A 19,860-nucleotide genomic window follows, 5' to 3' on the forward strand; every position below is an offset into this window, starting at 1 on the left:
GGTTCTCTCTCTCGGATCTTGCCGGGCGGCGCGGGCCACGCAAGATCCGAAAGAGACGGCCTAGCGCAGGGTCGCGAAGGCCTTCGTGAAGGCCAGGGGCTGCTGGAGGATCGAACTGCACGTCGCGTCCGCGTAGTTCACGACCCCGGCCGGGCACTGCCGGTCGCGGGTCGCGGACCACATCGCCAGCCTGCCGATTCCCTTCTCGCTCGCGAACTCCACGAGCTGGGTGGCGTCGGCGAGGGTGAAGATCTCGCTCGTGACGTCGTTGACGCCGATCATCGGGGTGACCGCGACGGTCTTCCAGGCCGTTGCTTCGGAGAGGCCCAGCACTCCCTTGATCTGCGCCTGCGTGGCCGTGGCGGCCTGGATCGCGTACCGGCCCATGTCACCGCTGTAGGCGGGGCCGTAGTCCATGGCCATGATGTTGACGCCGTGGATCCGCACGCCGGCCTTCTTCGCGTCCGCCAACAGGGCCACGCCCGGCTGTGTGAGCCCTTCCGGCATCACGGGCAGGGTGAAGGCCACGTCCAGCCCCGGGTGGGCGGCCTGGAGCAGGGCGATGGCCTGGGCGCGGCGGGTATTGGCGGCCGTGTCGGGCAGGGCCGCACCCTCGATGTCGAAGTCGACCTTGGTGAGCCGGTACTGGTCGACGACCTTGCCGTAGGCGGCGGCCAGTTCCTTCGAGGAGCCGCAGTTCAGGGCCAGTTCGTGCCCGGCGGCGCCGCCGAAGGAGACGCGTACGTCCCCGCCCCTGGCCCGCAGGGCGCCGATCTGCGCGGCGACCTTGTCGTGTCCGAGCTCGGTGACCCCGCCCCAGAGCGGGGCGCAGCCGCCGCCGGAGGTGATGAAGGCGAGGTGGAACTCCTTGACGCCGGTCTTGGCCGCCGTGTCGACCAGGTCGTAGGCGGGGTGGAGGGAGGTGTCGACGTACGGCGCGAACCGGGCGCCGCCGGCCGGGTTTCCGGTCGGGGGCGGGGTCGTGGGGGTGGCCGTCGCGGTGGGCGGGGTGGGCCTGGTCGGCTGCGCCGTGGGGGTCGTGGGAGCGCTCGTACCGGCCGTCGGCGCCTGCGTGGGCGCGGCGGAAGGGGCGACGGTCGGGACGGTGGTGGGGCGGCCGCCCGGCGGGGGTGTCGAGCCCTGGTCCGCCGAGCACTTCGCACCGTTGATCCGGCAGGCCGTCGGGTTGCCCGGGGTGCCGCTCGCGCTCGTGACGAAGCCGATCGTGACGGAGGCTCCCGCGGCCAGCTCCTTGTTCCACGCCGCGGGCTTCACGGTGACACGGCGTCCACTGACCGTGTGCGAGCCGTTCCACAGGGAGTTCAGGGTCGTGCCCGCGGGCAGGTCGAACTCCAGGGTCCAACCGGTCTGCGCCCGGCTCTTGTTGTTGGTGATCACGTACGTTCCGGTGTAACCACCACTCCAGGAGCTCGATTTGGTGTAGACCGCGCCGACCGAGGCGGCCTGGGCCGTACCCGTGAAAGCGAAGGCGGCGGCCGCGATCAGCGCTGCCACCGCCGTCCCGCCCACGGCCTTCGCCCTCGTGCTCGTCCTGCGCCGGTGACCGGTCGTGCTGCCCATCGCGTGCCTGCCTCTGAATTGCCGGGGGGTCGGGGGTTTCGGGGGTTTCGGGGGTGCGGCAGCACGCTAGCCGCCCCGAAACGGACATTTGATCGATTCTGGATGGCGATCGCGAACCTTAGGTTCCACTTAAGGAAGCGATCGGGCGTCCTTAAGGCAGCTGGTCGCCGCCGCGGCCCCGGTGCCGCCAAGTCCACTGAGTGAACAGTCGGTTGATCTCCGGCACGAGCGGGCCCGATGCCGCATATGCTCCCTCCGTACCTCAATGCGACGTACCCCGATGCGACGTACATCCACGCGATGTGCGTCCATGCGCTGTGCGTCCGAACTCCTCGCGAGCCGTAAGGGGACCGCCCCGTGAGTGTCCGAATTCAACCCTCTTCCCAGGTCGACGAGACGGCCGAACTCGGGGAGGGGACCACGATCTGGGATCTGGCGCAGGTGCGGGAGGACGCCAGGCTCGGACGCGACTGCATCGTCGGACGCGGGGCGTACGTCGGTCCCGGCGTACGGATCGGGGACAACGTCAAACTGCAGAACTACGCGCTGGTCTACGAGCCCGCCGAACTCGGCGACGGAGTCTTCATCGGCCCGGCCGCCGTGCTCACCAACGACTTCTACCCGCGGGCCGTCGATCCCGATGGCCGGCAGAAGCGCGGCGGCGACTGGGAGGCGGCCGGGGTCATCGTGGCCGAGGGGGCTTCCCTTGGGGCCCGGTCGGTGTGCGTCGCGGGGGTCCGGATCGGGCGCTGGGCGCTCGTCGCGGCCGGCGCGGTCGTATCGCGGGACGTACCGGACTTCGCGCTCGTGGCCGGGGTTCCCGCCCGGCGCATCGGCTGGGTGGGCCGGGCCGGGGTCCGCCTGGTGGAACGCGACGGCGAGCCCGACATCTGGGAGTGCCCGCGCACCGGCGCCCTGCACGAGGAGACCGACGGAACGCTGGCCGAGCTCACCTGACGCAACGTCGGCAATTTGGGTCAATGGCATTTCCTCAAAACCACAATCAATGAACATCCTTGGGCATACCTTGTCCCTGTACACGGGATCTGAGCAGGCAACAGGCTGTGTTCAGTGGGGGGTTGTACACGACGAGGGCAATCGCAGACAAGGTGACGGCCGGCGCAGGACCATGCGCCCGTCCGCCGCCGTCCGCGCGCGCCCCGATCCGGGACTTCGCTGGAGGGGGATCCAGCGGCTCCGGACGCTCGTGCCATCGGGGGAACACGCCGCAGGCACGCGCACCGTCATGCGCAGTCCCCTCCGCCGAACGACGACCGCCGGGTCTGTCCTAGGAACGATTTTCCAGAGGGGGTAGGTGTGTTGGAGCCGTACGGCTACAGCTCGGACATACAGGGCGAGCAAGACACGCGGGAGACCGGGGTGGGGAACCGGTGACCGCCAGACGATTAGAAGCACTGGCCCAAGAGGACCCGTCGCTTCACGCCCTCGCCGAGCGGCTGCTCGCACTGGCCGAGGCGGGGCTGCCCGAGATGTACCTGCCGGGCGCGGAGACCTTCGTCTTCACCCGGGCGGGGACCGTCTCCCCCGAAGGCGTGAGGCGCGTGGAACGGCGCGGTACCAGCACCCGGTACGCGGCCATCACCGCGCTGGGGGCACGGTTCCTCCCCGAGGAGCGCCAGCGCGCCCTCTTCGACGGCCGCAGCGCCGGGGAGTTCACGGCGCTCCTGGTGGAACGGCTGCCCGCCGTGACCAACCTCGGCGACGCCGCGCTCATCGCCTGGGCCGCCGCCGAGACCGGTCATCCCAAACTCGCGGACGCCGTGGCGAGGGTGGCCGAACTGGACGTGCCCGGACGTCCGCAGTACACCGTGGAAGCCGCCTGGGTGCTCTCCGCCCTCACCGCGGCCCGTACCTCGGTGGACGTCGAGTACCGGCTGGCGGCCGCCCGCGACCGCCTGCTGGCGGCCCGGGTCGGGAACGGACCGCTGTTCCCGCACGCCACCGGGCCGGGGCTGGTCCCCGGATACCGCTCCCACGTGGCCTGCTTCGCCGACCAGACCTATCCGCTCCAGGCCCTGGCCCGGCTGCACGCGAGCGGCGCGGACCCGGAGGCCCTCGCGGCCGCCGACGCCTGCGCCGCCCGGATCTGCGCCCTGCAGGGGGACGGCGGACAGTGGTGGTGGCACTACGACGCCCGCACGGGCGGTGTGGTGGAGGGCTACCCCGTCTACAGCGTGCACCAGCACGCCATGGCCCCGACGGCCCTCTTCGACCTGGCCGAGGCGGGCGGCACGGACTTCGGGGCGGAGATCCGCCGGGGTCTGCGCTGGATGACGGAGGTGCCCGAGATCGCCGGGCCCGACGGCACCCCGCGCGAACCCATGATCCTCGAGGAGTTCGGGGTCACCTGGCGCAAGGTCTACCGCGGTGATCCCGCCAAGGCCGTGCGCGCCGCCCGCGGACTCACCACCAGGGTCGCCCCGCGGGCCCGGCTGGCCCCGCTCGACCGGATCTTCCGCCCGCTGGCGGTGGACCGCGAGTGCAGGCCCTACGAGTTCGGCTGGCTGCTCCACGCCTGGCTCGGGGGGCTCGGGAGATGAACCACAGACAGTCGCTCTTCGGAGTGGCGCTCGACCCCCTGACCATGGACGAGACGGTCCAGCGGTGCCTCGACGCCGTGCGGCGCGGTGAACAGATCGAGATCGGCATGGTCAACGCGGCCAAGCTGGTCAACATGCGCCGCGACCCCCGCCTCGCCGCGGCGGTCGCCGGCTGCGACCTCGTCCTGGCCGACGGCCAGGCCGTGGTGTGGGCCGGCCGCGTCCTCGGGGTCCGGCTGCCCGAACGGGTGGCGGGAATCGACCTGTTCATGCGGCTGCTTGCGGCTGCGGAGACCGCGGAGATCCCCGTCCACCTGCTCGGCGCACGGCAGGACGTACTCGACCTCATGCTCGCCCGGATCGCCGAGCGGTTCCCCGCCCTGCATGTGGCCGGCAGCCGCAACGGCTACTTCGAGGACTCCGAGCAGGGCGAGATCGCCGACGCGGTGGCCGCGAGCGGGGCCCGGATGCTGTTCCTCGGCATGACCTCGCCCAAGAAGGAGATCTTCACCGCCGGCTACGGCAAGCGCACCGGCGCCCACGTGGTGCACGGCGTCGGCGGCTCCTTCGACATCCTGGCCGGCATCACCAAGCGCGCCCCCCTGGTTTGGCAGCGGATGGGGCTCGAGTGGTTCTACCGGACCCTCCAGGAACCGCGCCGCCTGGGCAAGCGCTACCTCACCACCAATGCCGCCTTCCTCCTCATGACGGTCCGGGAACTCATCCGCCGCACACCGTCCACACCGTCTGCCGGTTCCGCGAACAGGAGTCACTGATGCGCGTCGTCGTCGTGGGACAGGGATACGTCGGCCTTCCGCTGGCCGTCAGGGCCGCCGAGGTCGGACACCAGGTGGTCGGCTACGACGTGGACGCGCGGCGGGTCAAGAGCCTCGCCGCCGGCGAGTCGTACGTGGAGGACGTCTCCTCCGCCCGGCTGAGCAAGGCGCTGGAACTGGGCACGTACCAGGCCAGTGACCAGGCCCGGGACTGCGGCGGCTTCGACGTCGCGGTCGTCACCGTCCCGACCCCCTTGCAGGACGGTGCCCCCGACCTGCGCTACATCGAGGAGTCCGCGCACACCCTGGCGCGGTTCCTGCGGCCGGGTGCCACCGTCGTGCTGGAGTCGACCACCTACCCCGGCACCACCGAGGAGCTGTTCGGCCCCATCCTGGAGGACGGTTCGGGCCTCACGGCCGGCGTGGACTTCCACCTCGGCTACAGCCCCGAGCGGATCGACCCCGGCAACAAGGTGTGGGGCTTCCAGCAGACGCCGAAGGTGGTCTCCGGCGTCAACGCCCTCTCGCTCAAGGCCGTGGAGACCTTCTACGCGGGCCTCGTCGACACCACGGTGCCGGTGCGCTCCCCCAAGGAGGCCGAGCTGGCGAAGCTGCTGGAGAACACCTTCCGGCACGTGAACATCGCCCTCGTCAACGAGATAGCCATGTTCGCCCGCCACCTGGACATCGACGTGTGGCAGACCATCGAGGCCGCCTCCAGCAAACCGTTCGGCTTCATGAAGTTCACGCCGGGTCCCGGAGTCGGCGGTCACTGCCTGCCCATCGACCCCTCGTACCTGTCGTGGCGGGTCCAGCGCGAGCTGGGCCAGAACTTCCGCTTCGTGGAGCTGGCCAACGACATCAACAGCCACATGCCCGAGTACGTGGCGCGTCGCGTGATGGACGCGCTCAACGCCAAGCGCCGCTCGGTCAACGGCTCCCGGATCCTGCTCCTGGGACTGGCGTACAAGAAGAACACCGGCGACGCCCGGGAGTCTCCGGCGGTACGCGTCTCCCAGCTGCTCCTGGACATGGGAGCGAAGGTGCGCGCGGCAGACCCCCACGTGGTGGAGAGCATCAAGGTCGACGCCCGCCTCTCGCGGGTCGAGCCGACCCGCAAGGAACTGGCCGCCGCAGACGTGGTCGTGCTGCTCACGGACCACGACTCCTTCGACTACCCGATGATCACCGAGCACGCCTCGCTGATCCTCGACTGCCGCAACCGGCTGTCGGGACCCACGGTGGAGGTGCTCTGACTCCATGCCCAGAATCATCTGTGTGGCCGGGGCCCGGCCCAACTACATGAAGATCAAGCCGGTGATGGACGCCCTGGAGCGCCGCGGCGCCGAGGTCGTCCTCGTCCACACCGGCCAGCACTACGACGAGTCCATGAACGACGTCTTCTTCCGCGACCTCGGCATCCGCACCCCCGACCGCTATCTGGGAGCCGGGTCCGGCAGCCACGCCGCCCAGACCGGCCGGGTGATGGAGGCCTTCGAGCCGCTGCTCGGCGAGCTGGTCCCGGACGCGGTCGTGGTGGTCGGGGACATCAACTCCACGCTGGCCTGCGCCCTGGTCACCGCGAAGGCCGGGCCGCTGCTGGCCCACGTGGAGGCGGGTCTGCGCAGCCGGGACTGGAGCATGCCCGAGGAGGTCAACCGGGTCGCCACCGACCGGCTCAGCGACTACCTGCTGGCCCCCTCCCCCGACGCCGCCGCGAACCTGCGGGCGGAGGGGTACCGGGAGGACCAGATCCACGTCGTCGGCAACGTCATGATCGACACGCTCCTCGCCAATCTGGACCGGGCCCGGCGCTCCGACGTCCTCGACCGCTACGGGCTCACCCGCGGCGGGTACGGCCTGGTCACCCTGCACCGTCCGGCCAACGTGGACGATCCGGACGCCCTGCGCGGCCTGTTGAAGGCTCTGGGAGAGATCGCGGGCCGCTGCCCGCTGCTGCTGCCGGTGCACCCCCGGGCGGCCGAGCGGCTGGCCGAGATCGGCGTACCGGGCGGCATCCGGCTGGTACCGGCAGCCGGATACCTCGATTTCATCGCCCTGCAGGACTCGGCGCGCGTCGTGCTCACCGACTCCGGCGGCATCCAGGAGGAGACCACCGCGCTCGGCGTGCCCTGCGTGACCCTCCGGGAGAACACCGAGCGCCCGATCACCGTCGAGCAGGGCACCAACGTCCTGGCGGGCACCGATCCGGACCGCATCACGGCCACGGTGCACCGGGTGCTCGACGATCCGCCCGCGCCCCGCTGTCCCGAGCTGTGGGACGGCCGCGCGAGCGAGCGCATCGCGCAGGTGCTCCTGGAGGGCGGGAGCGCGGCGACCCGGCCGCGGCCCACCGACCTCGTCCCGGGCACCGCGCCCGCCGTCTAGCGCTGTGGTCGCGGGGGTTTGCCGGCGCACGGCGAGCCCTTCCGGCCACAGCACCGTTTCCACCCCCGTTCCACCTGTACCGAAAGAAGGCTGATGGACCTCGCGGAGATCTGGCGGGTCATGCGCAGGCGCTGGTACGTGCTGCTGCCCGGGCTGCTGCTCACGGCCGCGCTCATCACCGGCGTGTACCTGCTGGTCCCGGTGGAGTACCGGTCGCAGAGCACCGTGACCCTCCTGAACTCGAAGAAGGCCACGGTGGCCTTCGACGGCAACCCCTTCCTGAGCACCCAGGCCTCGCTCACCGGCATGGCCGACGGACTCGCCCGGAACCTGAACTCCGACGATTCCAAGGCCGACCTCAAGGCCCAGGGACTCACCGGCTTGTACGAGGCGAAGATCGCCGACAACGCGCAGGGGCCCTTCATGTGGCTGAGCGTCACCGGCACCGACCCGGCCGCCGTCCTGAAGTCGGACCAGCTCTTCACCGCGTACGCCGAGAAGCGGCTCCTGGAGTTCCAGGCCCAGCAGTCGGTCACCCCCGAGGCGATGATCCGCATGGCGACGATCGTGCCCCCGCAGAAGCCCGAGGCGCAGACGAAGACCCGGCTCCAGTACCTGGTCATGGCGGCGGCCCTGGGCTTCGTCCTCAGCCTGGTGGCCACCTTCTTCGTCGAGGCCCGGCGCCGCAAGGCCGACAAGCCCGGCCGGCGCAAGGCGCCGGCCGCCGACCAGGATCCGCCCGAGAACCCCGGCCCCGGCGCCGGTCCCGATTCCGGTTCGAGTTCCGACGAGCAGCGGATCGGCGCCGTCGACCCCACGGCGACGATGGCGCTCAAGGTCCTGCCCTCGTCGGCCTTCCGTTCCAAGGCATCGCCGTGACCGCGCCCACCACCGACACCGGCACCCAGGACCCGCACGAGGTCCCGCCCGGGGCTCCGTCCCTGGCGCGCAAGGTGGGATCCGCCGCCCGGTGGAGCCTGGTCAACACCATGGTGATGCGCCTGGGCAATTTCGTCACCGGCATCATCCTCGCCCGCTTCTTCCTCGGTCCCGAGGCCTGGGGCGTCTACGGGATCGCCCAGACGGTCCTGCTGGTCCTGCTCTCCGCCAACGAGCTCGGCGTCTCCCTCGCCATCGTGCGCTGGGAGGGCGACCCCCGCCGCTTCGCCCCGACGGTCCTCACCCTGAGCGCCGCTTCCAGCCTGCTGCTGTACGCGGGCCTGTTCGCGGCGGCCCCCTTGGTGGCCCGGGTGCTCGGCTCCCCCGAGGCCTCGGGGGTGCTGCGGGTGATGTGCGTGTGCGTGGTCCTCGACGGGCTCTCGCAGGTGCCCGCCGGTTTCCTCACCCGGGAGTTCCAGCAGGGCCGGCGGATGGCCATCGACGCCGTCAACTTCGTCCTCAGTACCGCGGTGACCCTGCTGCTGGCCGTCCAGGGGTGGGGTGCGATGAGCTTCGCCTGGGGCTCCGTCGCGGGCAACGTGGCCGCGCTCGCCGGCTGCTGCCTGGCCGCGCCCGGCACCCTGAAGTTCGGCTGGGACCGGGAGCAGGCCCGTGCCCTGCTGCGCTTCGGGCTCCCCCTCGCCGGGGCCAGCATGCTCGCGCTCGGGGTCGTCAACGTGGACACCATGGTGGTGGGTTCCTCCCTCGACCAGCTGGCCCTCGGCTTCTACGTGCTGGCCTTCAACATCTCCGGCTGGCCCGTACGGATCATCTCCGAGGCGGCTCGCCGGGTCTCCTTCGCCGGGTTCTCCCGGCTGGCCGACAGCGGCACCGGAGGGGGGCCCGGCGCACTGGCCGCCGGCTTCGGCCGGGCCCTCGGTGTGGTGATGACGGGCACGGTCCCGCTCTGCGTCCTGCTGGCCGCCCTCGCCGGTCCGATCGTCGAGCTGGTCTACGGGGAGCGCTGGCTGCCCGCCGCCGCCGCGCTGCCGTGGCTGATGGGGCTCGGACTGGTGCGGATCGGCTGCGAACTGGCCTACGACTGCCTGGTGGCCATCGGACACCGCCGCTCCCTCATCGGGGTCCAGGGGCTGTGGCTCGCCGTGCTGGTCCCGGTGCTGGTGGCCGGCGCGGGCGCGAACGGGATCGAAGGGGTGGCCCAGGGCCACGTCCTGGTCGCGGGGGCCGTCGTGGTGCCGGTGTTCCTCTTCGCCCTGCACCGGGGCGGCGTCGGGCTGGGCACCGTGGCGCGCGCCTGCGCCTGGCCCTTCCTGGCCGGGGCCGTGATGACGTGCGTGGCCCTCGGTCTGGAACGGCTGCTCGGCGACGGCGTCCTCGCCCTGCTCGCGATCACGACCGCGGCCTGCCTGAGCTATGCCGTGTGCGTCCTGCCGAGCTTCGGCTTCCTCCGCGGCACCGCACCGGCCGCCGCGGCCGCTCCGAAAACGACAACGAAGGACTGACATCCATGGCACGCCTTCGCAGACGCATGTGGGCCTGGCTGCTGGCCGGGTTCTTAACGATCGCCGCCCTGACCCTCTACCAGGCCGAGCGGACGGGCCGCAGCGAGCCGACGGCCGGTTCCTGCCCGGAGAGCGCCCTCGAATGCCCCGGCGAGGAGAAGCCCCTCCCCCTGCCCGTGCCCAGCGCCGCGCCCTCCGGCTCGCCGTCCGCGACGGCCGGCCCGAGTCCCTCAGCGACCTCGGCCTCCCCGTCGCCCACTCCCCCGCCGGGCAGCAGCGCACCGCCCGCGTCCGCACCGGGCCCCGCCTGCAACGCCACCTCGCCCGGCGCCTGCGGCTTTCCCGACGCCCGCTCGACCGGCCCCCGGATCGCGCTGAAGCGGCACGACACGGGGAACATGTCCGTCAAGACCGACGGCACGGTCATCAAGGGCTGGGACATCTACGGTTCGCTGGACGTGTACGCCGACAACGTCACGATCATCGACAGCCGGATCACCTCCACCAACTGGTGGGGCGTCAACCTGCGTCCGGGCTTCAAGGGCCTGCGTGTCCTGCACACCGCGATCACCGCCGTGCCGGGCAAGGGCCCCGACAACGGAGGCGTCAACTACGCGGTGTCCAACATGGGCGAGAGCTCCGTCGAGGTCGGCTGGTGCGACGTCTCGGTGTTCGGCAACGCCCTGTCCATGGGCCAGGGCGATCTGCACGACAACTACGTGCACGACATCGTCGCCTTCCGGAACCTGGGCGGGGAGTGGCAGCACACCGATGCCGTGATCAGCGGCGGCGGCAACAAGGGCCGGCTGACGGTCCGCCACAACACCCTGCTGAACTCCGTGCCCATCGACAAGGGTGCCAGCGCCGCACTCGGGCTGTTCGCCGACACCGGTGTGGTCTCCAACGTCATCGTCGACCGCAACTGGCTGGCCGGAGGGGCGTACGCGCTCTACGGGGGCGGCCCGGGAGCCACCGGGATCCAGGTCACGGACAACGTGTTCTCCACCCAGTACCACCCCAAGAGCGGGCTCTACGGTGCGGTCGCCGCGTGGAACGCGGGCGGCGCGGGGAACGTGTGGCGCGGCAACCGCATGTCGGACGGGCGCCCCGTCGTACCCGAACCCTCCCCCTGACCACCGAGAGGACATGACATGCGCCGCATCGCCCGCGCCCCCTGGGAACTGCTCAAGCGGGCCTTCGGCTGGCTGGTGCTCTTCGAGGCCAGGAACAAGCTCCTGCTGGCCCCCTCGGCCCTGCGGCTGCGCCGTTTCGAGAACGCCGAGACCAGCCGGCTCGGCTCGCTCCTGGAGCGGTCGCCGTCCGCCCTGGTTGCCACCGTGATCGCCACCCACCGGCGCCCCGAGGCTCTGCGCGCCGCGGTGGCCTCTGCCCTGGCGCAGACCGTGTCCGACCAGGTGGTCCTCGTCGTGGACGACGGCGCCGGGCTGCCCGAACTCCCCTCGGATCCGCGCCTCTTCGCGGTGTCGCTAACCCGCAACACGGCCACCGCCGGAGTCGTGCGCAACGTCGGGATCCGGCTGAGCCGCTCGCGGTACGTGGCCTTCCTGGACGACGACAACCTGTGGGAGCCGGACCATCTGGAGCAGGCCCTGACGGTGCTGGAGTCCCCGGGCGGGCCGGACGCGGTGTACACGGCGCTGCGCAGGATGCTCCCCGACGGAACCCAGCGGGACGTGCTGTCCGTGCCCTTCGACCGCCGCCGCTCCGCGCACGAGGCCTTCCTCGACACCAATGCCTTCGTGGCGCGCCGCACCCCGGCCCTGCACTTCAGCCGGCTGCGGCGGACCCCCGAGGTCCTGCCCCGAGAGGACTGGGAGCTCGTACGCCGCTACAGCCGGCGCCACGAGGTCCGCCACCTGCCCCGGCCGACCGTCCGCTACCTGGTCAACCCGGAGAGCTTCTGGACCGCGTGGGACGGCCCGGCGCCCACCGGGCCCTCCCCCGCCGTATAGCGCCGCCCGGTCAGGGCCCCGGGGTGGCGCGCAGTGCGGTCCGGCTGGCCAGGGCCCGCGCCGCGGCCCGGCTCGCCGGGCGGCCGAGCGCCGCCCGGGAGGTCTCCCGTAGCAGCACGGCCGCGCGGAAGGCCGCGGTGGCGGGCGCCGAGTTCCGACGGCCGTAGAGGCGTACGCGGTTGAGGGTCAGCAGAGTCCACAGGCGCGGGGAGACCTGTGAATCCCCGCCCAGGTGGACGGCCGAGGCCGCCGGTTCGAGCCGGGTGACGAAGCCGTGGTCCCCGGCCCGCAGACAGTACTCGGTCTCCTCCGAGTACAGGAAGAACGATTCGTCCCAGGCTCCGCAGGCGTCCAGGCACTCCCGGGAGAGCGCCATCATGGCGCCGGACGCCCAGTCGGCGACCGTCCGCCTCCCGTAGGCGGCCGGATCGGTGACCAGTTCGCTCCACCGCGGGAAGCGTCCCGCGCGCCGGTTGCCGATCACGGCCTCGCCGAGGGCCCGGGTCACCCGGGACTCCCGGCGCAGCGAGTGGTGGAGCGTCCCGTCCTCCTCGTACAGCAGCGGGACGCTGATCCCCACCCGGCGCCCGCCTGCCACGGGGTCGCCGAGGCCGCCGACGAGGTGCCGCGCACAACCCTCCCGCATCCGCAGGTCCGGGTTGCAGACCAGGCCGACGCTGAAGCCGCCGTCCCATCCGGCGGCGGCTTCCAGGGCTGCGTTCACCCCGGCGGCATAGCCGGCGTTGCGGCCGGTCTGGACGATCGTGGCCTCCGGCGCCAGCGACCGGATCACCTCGACGGTGTCGTCGGCGGAGTCGTTGTCGGCGACGACCAGCCGCCAGTCGACCCCGGCCATGCCCTGCGGCAGGGAAGCGAGGAACCCGGGTATCACCTTGGCGCTGTTCCAGGTCACGACGAGGACGGCTACGGGGCCGGCTGCATCAGGCCGGTCCGGGCTGCGGTCGGCTGCGGGGCCGGAAGGTGTGCGGTCGGAGGGCACGGGTTCTCCAAGGTTCGGGGCTGGGGCGCGGAGCGCCGGATGAAGCCGAGGTAGCTGCCTCCCGCGGCGATCGTCAGGAAGAACATCCCGGCGAACATCGGGAAGCTGAGCGCGTCGAAGGTGGCCGCGCTGACCAGGGCGACGAGGGCCGAGGCGAAGAAGGCCTGGCCGAGCTCCCGGTCGGACTCGTCGGCGGCGAGCCGGCGGATGGCGCCGCCCTGGTGGATTCCGGTGAGGAACAGCGCCAGGAGCGCGAGGAGGCCCAGCAGGCCCATTTCCGCCAGGGTCAGCATGTACTGGTTGTCGGTGAAGAAGTAGAGGTCCGGGGTGAAGGTGCCCAGGCCCCGGCCGAACAGCGGGCGCTCCTCCAAGTAGGGCACGATCGCGCTGTACTTCACGGTGCGGGCCTGGGTGCTGCTGTCCGAGTTCGACACGAAGGACGCGAAGAGCGTGGTGATCGTGCCGATCAGTCCGGGGACCAGGACCTTGAAGACGGCCACCGAGCCGAGCAGCAGACCGAAGGTGGTCCAGCGGCGCTGCGGCTTCCACCGCGGCACCATCACCAGCACCACGATGAGGGCCCCGATGATGGAGGTCCGCGACACCGTCAGCGGCAGGGCGCCGCCCATCAGCGCCACCGGCGCCCAGCGGCGCCAGCGGCTCAGGTGCGCCCGGACCGGATCGAAGGCCTGCTGGATGGCGAAGGGCAGCAGCAGGGCGAGCATGCCTCCGAACTCGAGCGGCTGCGCGGTGGTGGAACGCGGCCTGGTGAACGCCCCGCGGTCCAGGGTGGTGATCTGCGCGACGCTCGACTGGAGCCCGGGGATGCTGATCTTCTCGGCGATGTTCGTCGCGGTGAAGAAGTCGTAGTAGCCGATGGCCGCGACCACGGCCCCCATGACGACGGCCCGTCGCAGCAGTACGTCCAGGCGTGCCCGGTCCTGGATCCCGGCGGAGATCAGCACCACCAGCGATACCCAGACCAGCAGTCCGATCAGCCCCCGGTCGGCTCCCAGCACCTCCTTGTGCGAGCTTCCCCTGGAGGCATTCGCCAGGTACGAGGCCAGGACCGAGACCGCCAGCAGCCACATGACGACCCGGGGCAGCCGGGTGCCGGGGGCCGGTCTGATCCGGCCCGTCAGCCAGGTCGCGAGGTACCAGAAGAGGGCGAGGAGCGCGAAGACGTTGGCCGGGGTGCCCACGCCGCCGAGGCCGGGCAGGGTCAGGTTCGAGGGAATGAAGAAGGCCAGCCCCAGATAGCCGCTGAGCAGGGCGGTGGCGTCCAGCTCGCGGTGGCGGGTCCGGCGGCGCCCGCGCGGTGCGGCCGTACCGGCCGCGGCCTCGGCGGCCTCGCGCCGCCGCCGGCGGCCCGCCAGCAGGCTCTCCATGACGAAGGAGGCGGTGAAACCGGCGACCAGGCCGGCGATGACCACGGCCAGCACCTGCTGGTAGCGGGCCTTGAGCTGTGGCTTCGGGGTCTGCGGCAGCACCACGGGTGCGGTCTGCACGAAGTACGCGGGCTGCACCTTGGCCGCCGCCTGGAGCGCGTTGAGCTGCTCCCCGGCGAAGTCGGTGAGCGTACTGGTCTCCTTGAGCACCCTGGCCCGGTTGGTGCCCGTGACGGTCAGCGTGAGCATCGGGCCCGAGGCGTTCGCGGCGAAGCCGACCGTGTAGGGGTCGGTCACCCCGAGCCCGTGCAGGTCCCGCGCCGCGTCGGCGCCCGACAGGGTCCTGATGAGCACGTCGGCGGTCACCACGAGCGAACCGCCCGCGTTCGCGATGGGGTTGCCGAAGGCGGGGGCCAACTGGGCCACGGCCGTGGAGTCGAGGAGGGCCACCGAGCTCTGGGACTGGTAGGACACCGGTACCGACTGGTACAGCTGCGCGCCCGCGAGGACCCCGCACAGCGTCAGGGGCGCCATCACGTACCAACGGCGCCGCAGTACCGCTCCTATCTCACCGATGTTCATGAACGATCCTTCCCAACCACCATGGAACCGTTGGCGTGTTGCCCGGCGTCCTGGGAAGATCGAAACACGACGGAAGGAATCCTGTGTCGCCTGGTGAGCTGTTCCGCACGCTGCGCCGCCGCTGGTACGTTCTGGTCCTGGCGGCCGTGCTCGCGGCGGCGGGGGCGCTCCAGGTGCTCCGGCCCACCACGACCTACGTGAGCACCGCGATCGTCGTCCTGAAGCCGCCGGTGACGAGCAACCAGCCCAACCAGCTCGCCAACCTTCAGCCGCCGCTGGCCGCCGTCTCCCTGGCCGCCGTACAGCAGTTGGACTCCTCCGACGGAGAGGCCGAACTGCGCGCCGCCGGGGTGGTGGGCACCTACCGGCTGATCCCGCGCAACAGCGGTACGAGCGTCACCCCGCGCTATCTGATTCCCTCCCTTCAGATCCAGGCGGAGCACACGGACCCGGCCACGGCCGACCGTTCCGTGCTGAAGGTCGTCGAGGTCTACGGGAAGCACCTCTCGGACATGCAGGCCGAGCAGCGGATTCCGGCGGCGGGCCGGATGAGCGTCACCCTGCTCGTTCCGCCGTCCGCGGTGGCGCAGCTCGGGACCAAGAGCCGCGGACTGGCCGGGACGGCGGTCCTGGCCCTGGTCGCCGGGGTGGCCTGCGCGCTGTGGACCGATCGGTTCCTGGCGGGCCGCGCCCGGCGCCGGCGCGAACGCGCCGACGCCGGGGACGGCGGGCCGGAGCGGGGCGAGAGCCCCGTGCCGGCGGCCGCGGCGGCCCGCTGATCCAGCGGGCCGCCCGGCCGCCCACGCCCCTGCATCGGGGCGGTGGTGCGGTGTCATCAGATCCCTCGGCGCTTCCAGGACTGCCACCAGAGCCATTCGCGCCCCCGGTCGGCGACGGCGGACAGCACCAGCGGCTGGAGGTACGGCATCACGCGGGCCCCGATGCGCCGCCGCCGGCGCAGTGCCCCGTACTCGGCGAGCGAGGTGTACCGGGGCAGGCATTCGGCGGCGAAGGCCTCCAGTTCCTCGACCGGGACCACCCCGGTGCGCCCGCGGTCGTAGGCCCGGTAGGCGCGCCGCAGCGCGTACCGGGCGAGCCGGGTGCGGGCCGCCGTGGAGAGCCGGCCCGCCTCCGGGAGCAGGCCGCCGCACTTCTCCAGCACCGAGTCGAAGGCGACGAGGCGCTGGCGCAGGTCGTCGAGCTGCCCTCCGAAGTCGGTGGTGGACATGTTGTTGCCGTGGACCCGGTAGAAGGCCTGGTCGGCTCCCCGGACGTAGCCCACGTCGGCGTGGGCCGCGAGCCGCATCCACATTTCGATGTCCCCGGCGTGCGGAAGCTCCGGGTCGTAGCCCCCGACCTTGCGCTGGAGGCTGGTGCGCACGACCACCTCGGGTGAGGTGATGCATCCGGTGCCCTCCCGGAAGCGCCGCTCCAGCCACCACCGGCCCGGATACACCACCGAGCCGGTGCTCCGGGTACGGGCCGCGGGCAGCGGCCCGCCGTGCTGGAACCGCAGCGGCCTGCCGTAGGCGAAACCGGCCTGCGGGTGGGCGTCGAGCAGGGCCGCGGCGCGCACCAGGGCGCCGGGGACCAGCCGGTCGTCGGCGGAGAGCAGGGCGACGTAGTCCCCGTCCGCCCACTCCAGCAGACCCTCGTTGTAGGTGGCGATGTGCCCCTGGTTCTTCTCGTGGACCCGGACCTCGATCCGGGGGTCGGCCGCCGCGAGGGCGCGGGCGACCTCCGCGGAGTCGTCGGGGGAGGCGTCGTCGATGATCAGTACCCGTACGTCGACGCCTTCCTGCTCGTCCAGGACGCTCTTGACGCAGTCGGCCAGGAAATGGCCGTACTTGTAGCAGGGGATCACCACGCTGACGGTGCTCACTGGCCGGACACCTCCGTGGACCCCTCGCCGAGTGCGGCGGGGGGCGTGGTGGTGAAGACCGGGCCGACCCAGTAGTTCACCGATCCGAAGGTGTTGTTCGGGAAGACCGTGGCCGCCCCGTACTTGTAGAGCCCGTTCCCGGTGTTCGCGCCGCCGCCGTCGGCCGGGGCCACCAGCGGGTAGGAGCGGTGCGCGGCGGTGAAGTAGCCGCCGTCCACCGAGTACTTGCCGTTCGGCGCGTGGTACGAGGCCACGTACTCGGTGTTCGCGGTGATGGCCACCGGGGTGGTGAAGTGCAGCTGCTGCCAGCCGGACAGGGTCTCGCTGCCGAAGGTTCCGGTGGCCAGGAGCGTGCCGGAGGCGGACCAGAGGCTGCCGGTGTGCGTGCCGGTGTTCCCGGGACCCTTGTAGAAGGTGACACCGGTGACGTAGCCGGCGACCGTGGACTGGAAACGGGTGCCCAGTTCCACGGAGTTGGTGTCGTCGTTGACGTTGGCCGTGGTCGGGGTGGCGTTCGGACCCCACAGGGTGCAGGGGCAGTTCACCGCCGGCGGGCTCGTGCTGGTGGTGAAGGTCCAGGTGACCGGCGCGGCCATGGCGTTGCCCCACAGGTCGGCGGCCTGGACCGACGCCGTGTAGGTGGTGCCCAGCGCCAGTTCGGTGGACGGGGTGAAGGTGGCGCTGTTGGACACGTCGAGGACCTTGCTGCCCGGGACGGTGGCGCCGCCCGGGTCCTTGACGGTGAAGACCAGGGTGTCGGCGTCCACGGCCGAGTTGAAGGTGGCCTTGACGGTCGCGGTGATCGCGGTGCCGGTCGCCGCCGACTGCGGGCTGGTCGAGGTGACGGTCGGGGGCGTCGTGCTCGCGGTGGCGGTGTCGAGGACCGCGTCCACCCAGTAGTTGCTGCCGGAGGAGGCGGTGGACGGGAATCCGCCGGTGCCGCTGTAGCGGTAGACGCCGTTGCCGCCGTCGGTGCCGCTCTTCAGCGCGGTGAACGGGGCCAGTCCGGCGTCGGAGGAGGCGAAGGTGGTGTCGAAGGAGTAGCCGCCGTTGGGGGCGAAGTAGGAGGCGACGTAGGTGGTGTTGGCCTTGACGGGGATCGGCGAGGAGAAGTTGAGCTGCTGCCAGCCCGAGGCCGTCTCGTTGGTGAAGGTGCCCGTGGCCAGGCGCTGGCCGGAGCTGCTCCACAGGCTGCCCGTGTGGGTGCCGGTGTTGGCCGGGGACTTGTAGAAGCGGACGCCCGTGATCGAACCGGGCACCGAGGAGCGGATCTTCACGCCGAGTTCCACGGCGCTGCCGTCACCGGCGTTGACGGTGCCCGGCACGGCCGCGGCGGGCCAGACGGTGCAGGGGCACTGCTGGGGTCCCACGGTCAGCGGCACGGTGGTGGTGGCGCCGATGTTGACGCTGTCGTCCACCGCACGGACCTTGATCTGCGCGGAACCGGGGGTGGTCGGAGTCCACTTGTAGCTCCAGGACCCGACGCCCGTGGTGGCCTTCCAGGTGGTTCCGCCGTCGGTGGAGACCTCCACCCGGGCGACGACTCCGCCGCCGCTGTCGGAGGCGGTGCCCGTGATGTTCACGGGCCGCAGCGCGGGCACGGTGGCGTTCGCCGCGGGGCTGGTCACCGTGATGACCGGTCCGGTGGTGTCCGTGGAGGCGGTGGCCACGAGCAGGTTGCTCTGCAGGGACTTGGGCTGGACCCCCATGTCGGCGAAGATGTTCACCGTCGCCTGCTGCATCCGCTTGTCCTCGGTGACCACGGCGTCGTCCGGGTTTCCGGTCGGCATGTTGGTCAGGCCCCAGGACCACTGCACGGTGCCGGAGCCGAAGACCAGGGCGTTCGATACCTGGTCCCGGAAGGCGACCAGGCTGTGCGTCGCGGTCCCGTTTCCGTAGGTGTTCCCGTAGTCGAGGCGGTACTTGCCGTCGTTGATGTCCACCGTGGTGGAGGACATCGCGATCTGCCCGGGCGGGCGCGCCGCGTCCTCCACGTCACTGTCCCACTCGTAGCCGAGCGTGCCGACGGGGAAGGTGGCGGTCTGGGAGGGGGTCAGGTTCGCGACGGTGGTACCCCGCCACAGGCGCATCTTGGCGTACGCACCGGGGACGGTGATCGCGTCGCTGCGGTAGCCGTTCACGCTGAACAGCGAGCCGGTGAGCTGGTTCTGCGGCTGGTAGGGCCGCCCGTTCGTGGCGCTGGCCGGGTCCATGAAGGTGCCGGTCCAGATCCCGCTCGGGTCGGGGATGCCGTTGGGCTGCGGGAAGGAGAGCTTGGTCTCCTTGTAGCAGACCAGGGTCCGGTTGGCCGTGTTGGCACCGTCGATGCTGGGGGCCAGGCGGGTCTTCCAGAAGACCTCGTTCCCGGCGAAGTAGGTTTGGTTGACGCCCGCGTGACGGGCGTTCAGGGCGTTGGTGAACTGGTCCTGGGTCCAGTACTCGTCGTGCCCCGAGGACATGAACACCTTGTGGTTCTGCAGCTGGGTCGCACCCTTGGTCGACATGTCGATGCCCGACATGTAGCTGACGTCGTACCCGTTGCGCTCCAGCCAGGCGACCATCTGGTACTCGGATCCGTAGATCCCGTTCTCCCCGCCGATGTCCATCGGCCGGTTGTAACTGACCTCGTAGGCACGGCCGTCGGGCGCGGGACCGCCGCCGTCGTACAGGTCCTGGCCGCCGTAGTTGTTGTACGCCTGCCAGGTCTGGTCGCTGGTCTGTACGACGATGTCGGAGTGACTGGCGTCGTTGCGGACCACGAACGGGTAGGGCATGACCCCGTTGCCGTCCGCCTGGTCGAAGTTGGCTATGTAGAGGCCGGAGACGGCGTCGGAGGGCACCGTCCAGGTCGAGGTGACCGGCCAGTTGCCGCAGTCGACCAGGCCGGTGGAGGGCTTGGTGGTGCAGCTCTTCGGGTTCCCGCCCTGGGGGAAGTTGGCCGGGTAGGTCTGGGCGGCCTGGGCCGGGGTCGACATCAGGCGGGCGCCGTCACCCCCGTAGTGGCCGAGCCGGTAGACCGACACCTTGTAGGCCGTCGGCGACTGGACCTTGAACTGCAGGGTCTCGCCCGCCTGCACGCTCTCCTTGGCCGGGAAACCCTTGATGTCGCCGTAGGCGCTGGGCGCGAACCAGTCGGACATCGGTGTGCCCGCCTTCGAGTTCTCGCACACGATCGCGTTGGAGCCTGGGCCGCACGGGTCCGCCGCGACCGCCACCGATGGCGGCAGCGCCGCCGCCATCAGCGCCGCCACCACGGTGAAGAGCCCGTACCGCAGCAGCCTTGTCCTTCTGTTCATCCGAACCTCATTTGGGAGGGGCTTGGTGATT

At 71.3% G+C, this 19,860-nt stretch carries 15 protein-coding genes; 10 read left to right on the plus strand and 5 right to left on the minus strand.

The annotated features are described in order from the left end of the window. Positions 1-60: 60 nt before the first annotated feature. Positions 61-1,581: a cellulose binding domain-containing protein gene (locus tag ACFYM0_RS04565; RefSeq protein ID WP_388496415.1), complete on the minus strand. Its 1,521-nt coding sequence runs from the start codon at positions 1,579-1,581 to the stop codon at positions 61-63. A 357-nt stretch (positions 1,582-1,938) separates the two neighbouring features. On the opposite strand from ACFYM0_RS04565, the gene ACFYM0_RS04570 reads away from it, so the two are divergent. The 9 genes from ACFYM0_RS04570 to ACFYM0_RS04610 all read left to right on the plus strand — a co-directional run bounded on the left by ACFYM0_RS04570 (position 1,939) and on the right by ACFYM0_RS04610 (position 11,681). Then, positions 1,939-2,538 carry an acyltransferase gene (locus tag ACFYM0_RS04570; protein WP_388496416.1) on the plus strand — a complete coding sequence of 200 codons (600 nt, stop codon included), beginning with the start codon at positions 1,939-1,941 and terminating at the stop codon, positions 2,536-2,538. A 434-nt stretch (positions 2,539-2,972) separates the two neighbouring features. Beyond that, a complete protein-coding gene (locus ACFYM0_RS04575; RefSeq protein ID WP_388496418.1) occupies positions 2,973-4,142 on the plus strand; it encodes a hypothetical protein in 1,170 nt (389 codons plus the stop codon). Beyond that, a complete protein-coding gene (locus ACFYM0_RS04580; RefSeq protein ID WP_388496419.1) occupies positions 4,139-4,918 on the plus strand; it encodes a WecB/TagA/CpsF family glycosyltransferase in 780 nt (259 codons plus the stop codon). Before ACFYM0_RS04575 ends, ACFYM0_RS04580 begins: the two co-directional genes overlap by 4 nt. Next, the gene (locus ACFYM0_RS04585) at positions 4,918-6,174 is read left to right on the plus strand and encodes a nucleotide sugar dehydrogenase (protein ID WP_388496421.1); all 1,257 of its coding nucleotides are present in this window, start codon (positions 4,918-4,920) and stop codon (positions 6,172-6,174) included. The genes ACFYM0_RS04580 and ACFYM0_RS04585 overlap by 1 nt, the downstream gene beginning before the upstream one ends. Positions 6,175-6,178: 4 nt before the next feature. Beyond that, positions 6,179-7,306 (plus strand): non-hydrolyzing UDP-N-acetylglucosamine 2-epimerase, encoded by a 1,128-nt coding sequence (gene wecB / locus ACFYM0_RS04590; RefSeq protein WP_388496423.1) that lies wholly within the window; start codon positions 6,179-6,181, stop codon positions 7,304-7,306. 93 nt (positions 7,307-7,399) lie between these two features. Next, positions 7,400-8,185 (plus strand): chain length determinant protein, encoded by a 786-nt coding sequence (locus ACFYM0_RS04595; protein ID WP_388496424.1) that lies wholly within the window; start codon positions 7,400-7,402, stop codon positions 8,183-8,185. Then, a complete protein-coding gene (locus ACFYM0_RS04600; protein ID WP_388496426.1) occupies positions 8,182-9,708 on the plus strand; it encodes an oligosaccharide flippase family protein in 1,527 nt (508 codons plus the stop codon). Before ACFYM0_RS04595 ends, ACFYM0_RS04600 begins: the two co-directional genes overlap by 4 nt. Positions 9,709-9,713: 5 nt before the next feature. Further along, positions 9,714-10,841 carry a hypothetical protein gene (locus ACFYM0_RS04605; RefSeq protein ID WP_388496428.1) on the plus strand — a complete coding sequence of 376 codons (1,128 nt, stop codon included), beginning with the start codon at positions 9,714-9,716 and terminating at the stop codon, positions 10,839-10,841. Between the two features lie 18 nt (positions 10,842-10,859). After that, positions 10,860-11,681, plus strand: a complete 822-nt coding sequence (locus ACFYM0_RS04610) for a glycosyltransferase family 2 protein (protein WP_388496430.1) — start codon at positions 10,860-10,862, stop codon at positions 11,679-11,681. A 10-nt stretch (positions 11,682-11,691) separates the two neighbouring features. Here ACFYM0_RS04610 and ACFYM0_RS04615 read toward each other — a convergent pair whose 3' ends face one another. Together ACFYM0_RS04615 and ACFYM0_RS04620 are read right to left on the minus strand one after the other, a co-directional pair. Further along, positions 11,692-12,594 carry a glycosyltransferase gene (locus ACFYM0_RS04615; protein WP_388496432.1) on the minus strand — a complete coding sequence of 301 codons (903 nt, stop codon included), beginning with the start codon at positions 12,592-12,594 and terminating at the stop codon, positions 11,692-11,694. An 11-nt stretch (positions 12,595-12,605) separates the two neighbouring features. Beyond that, positions 12,606-14,651 (minus strand): O-antigen ligase family protein, encoded by a 2,046-nt coding sequence (locus tag ACFYM0_RS04620; protein ID WP_388496434.1) that lies wholly within the window; start codon positions 14,649-14,651, stop codon positions 12,606-12,608. A gap of 83 nt (positions 14,652-14,734) precedes the next feature. Here ACFYM0_RS04620 and ACFYM0_RS04625 point away from each other — a divergent pair, with 83 nt between their 5' ends. Next, positions 14,735-15,430, plus strand: a complete 696-nt coding sequence (locus ACFYM0_RS04625; RefSeq protein ID WP_388496436.1) for a hypothetical protein — start codon at positions 14,735-14,737, stop codon at positions 15,428-15,430. Between the two features lie 56 nt (positions 15,431-15,486). On the opposite strand, the gene ACFYM0_RS04630 is transcribed toward ACFYM0_RS04625, so the two are convergent. Both ACFYM0_RS04630 and ACFYM0_RS04635 read right to left on the minus strand, forming a co-directional pair. Further along, positions 15,487-16,533: a glycosyltransferase family 2 protein gene (locus tag ACFYM0_RS04630; protein ID WP_388496438.1), complete on the minus strand. Its 1,047-nt coding sequence runs from the start codon at positions 16,531-16,533 to the stop codon at positions 15,487-15,489. Beyond that, a complete protein-coding gene (locus ACFYM0_RS04635; RefSeq protein ID WP_388496440.1) occupies positions 16,530-19,829 on the minus strand; it encodes a DUF4082 domain-containing protein in 3,300 nt (1,099 codons plus the stop codon). The genes ACFYM0_RS04630 and ACFYM0_RS04635 overlap by 4 nt, the downstream gene beginning before the upstream one ends. Positions 19,830-19,860: the final 31 nt, after the last annotated feature.

This window comes from Streptomyces sp. NPDC006487 (genome assembly GCF_042870555.1).
Classification (GTDB): Bacteria; Actinomycetota; Actinomycetes; order Streptomycetales; family Streptomycetaceae; genus Streptomyces.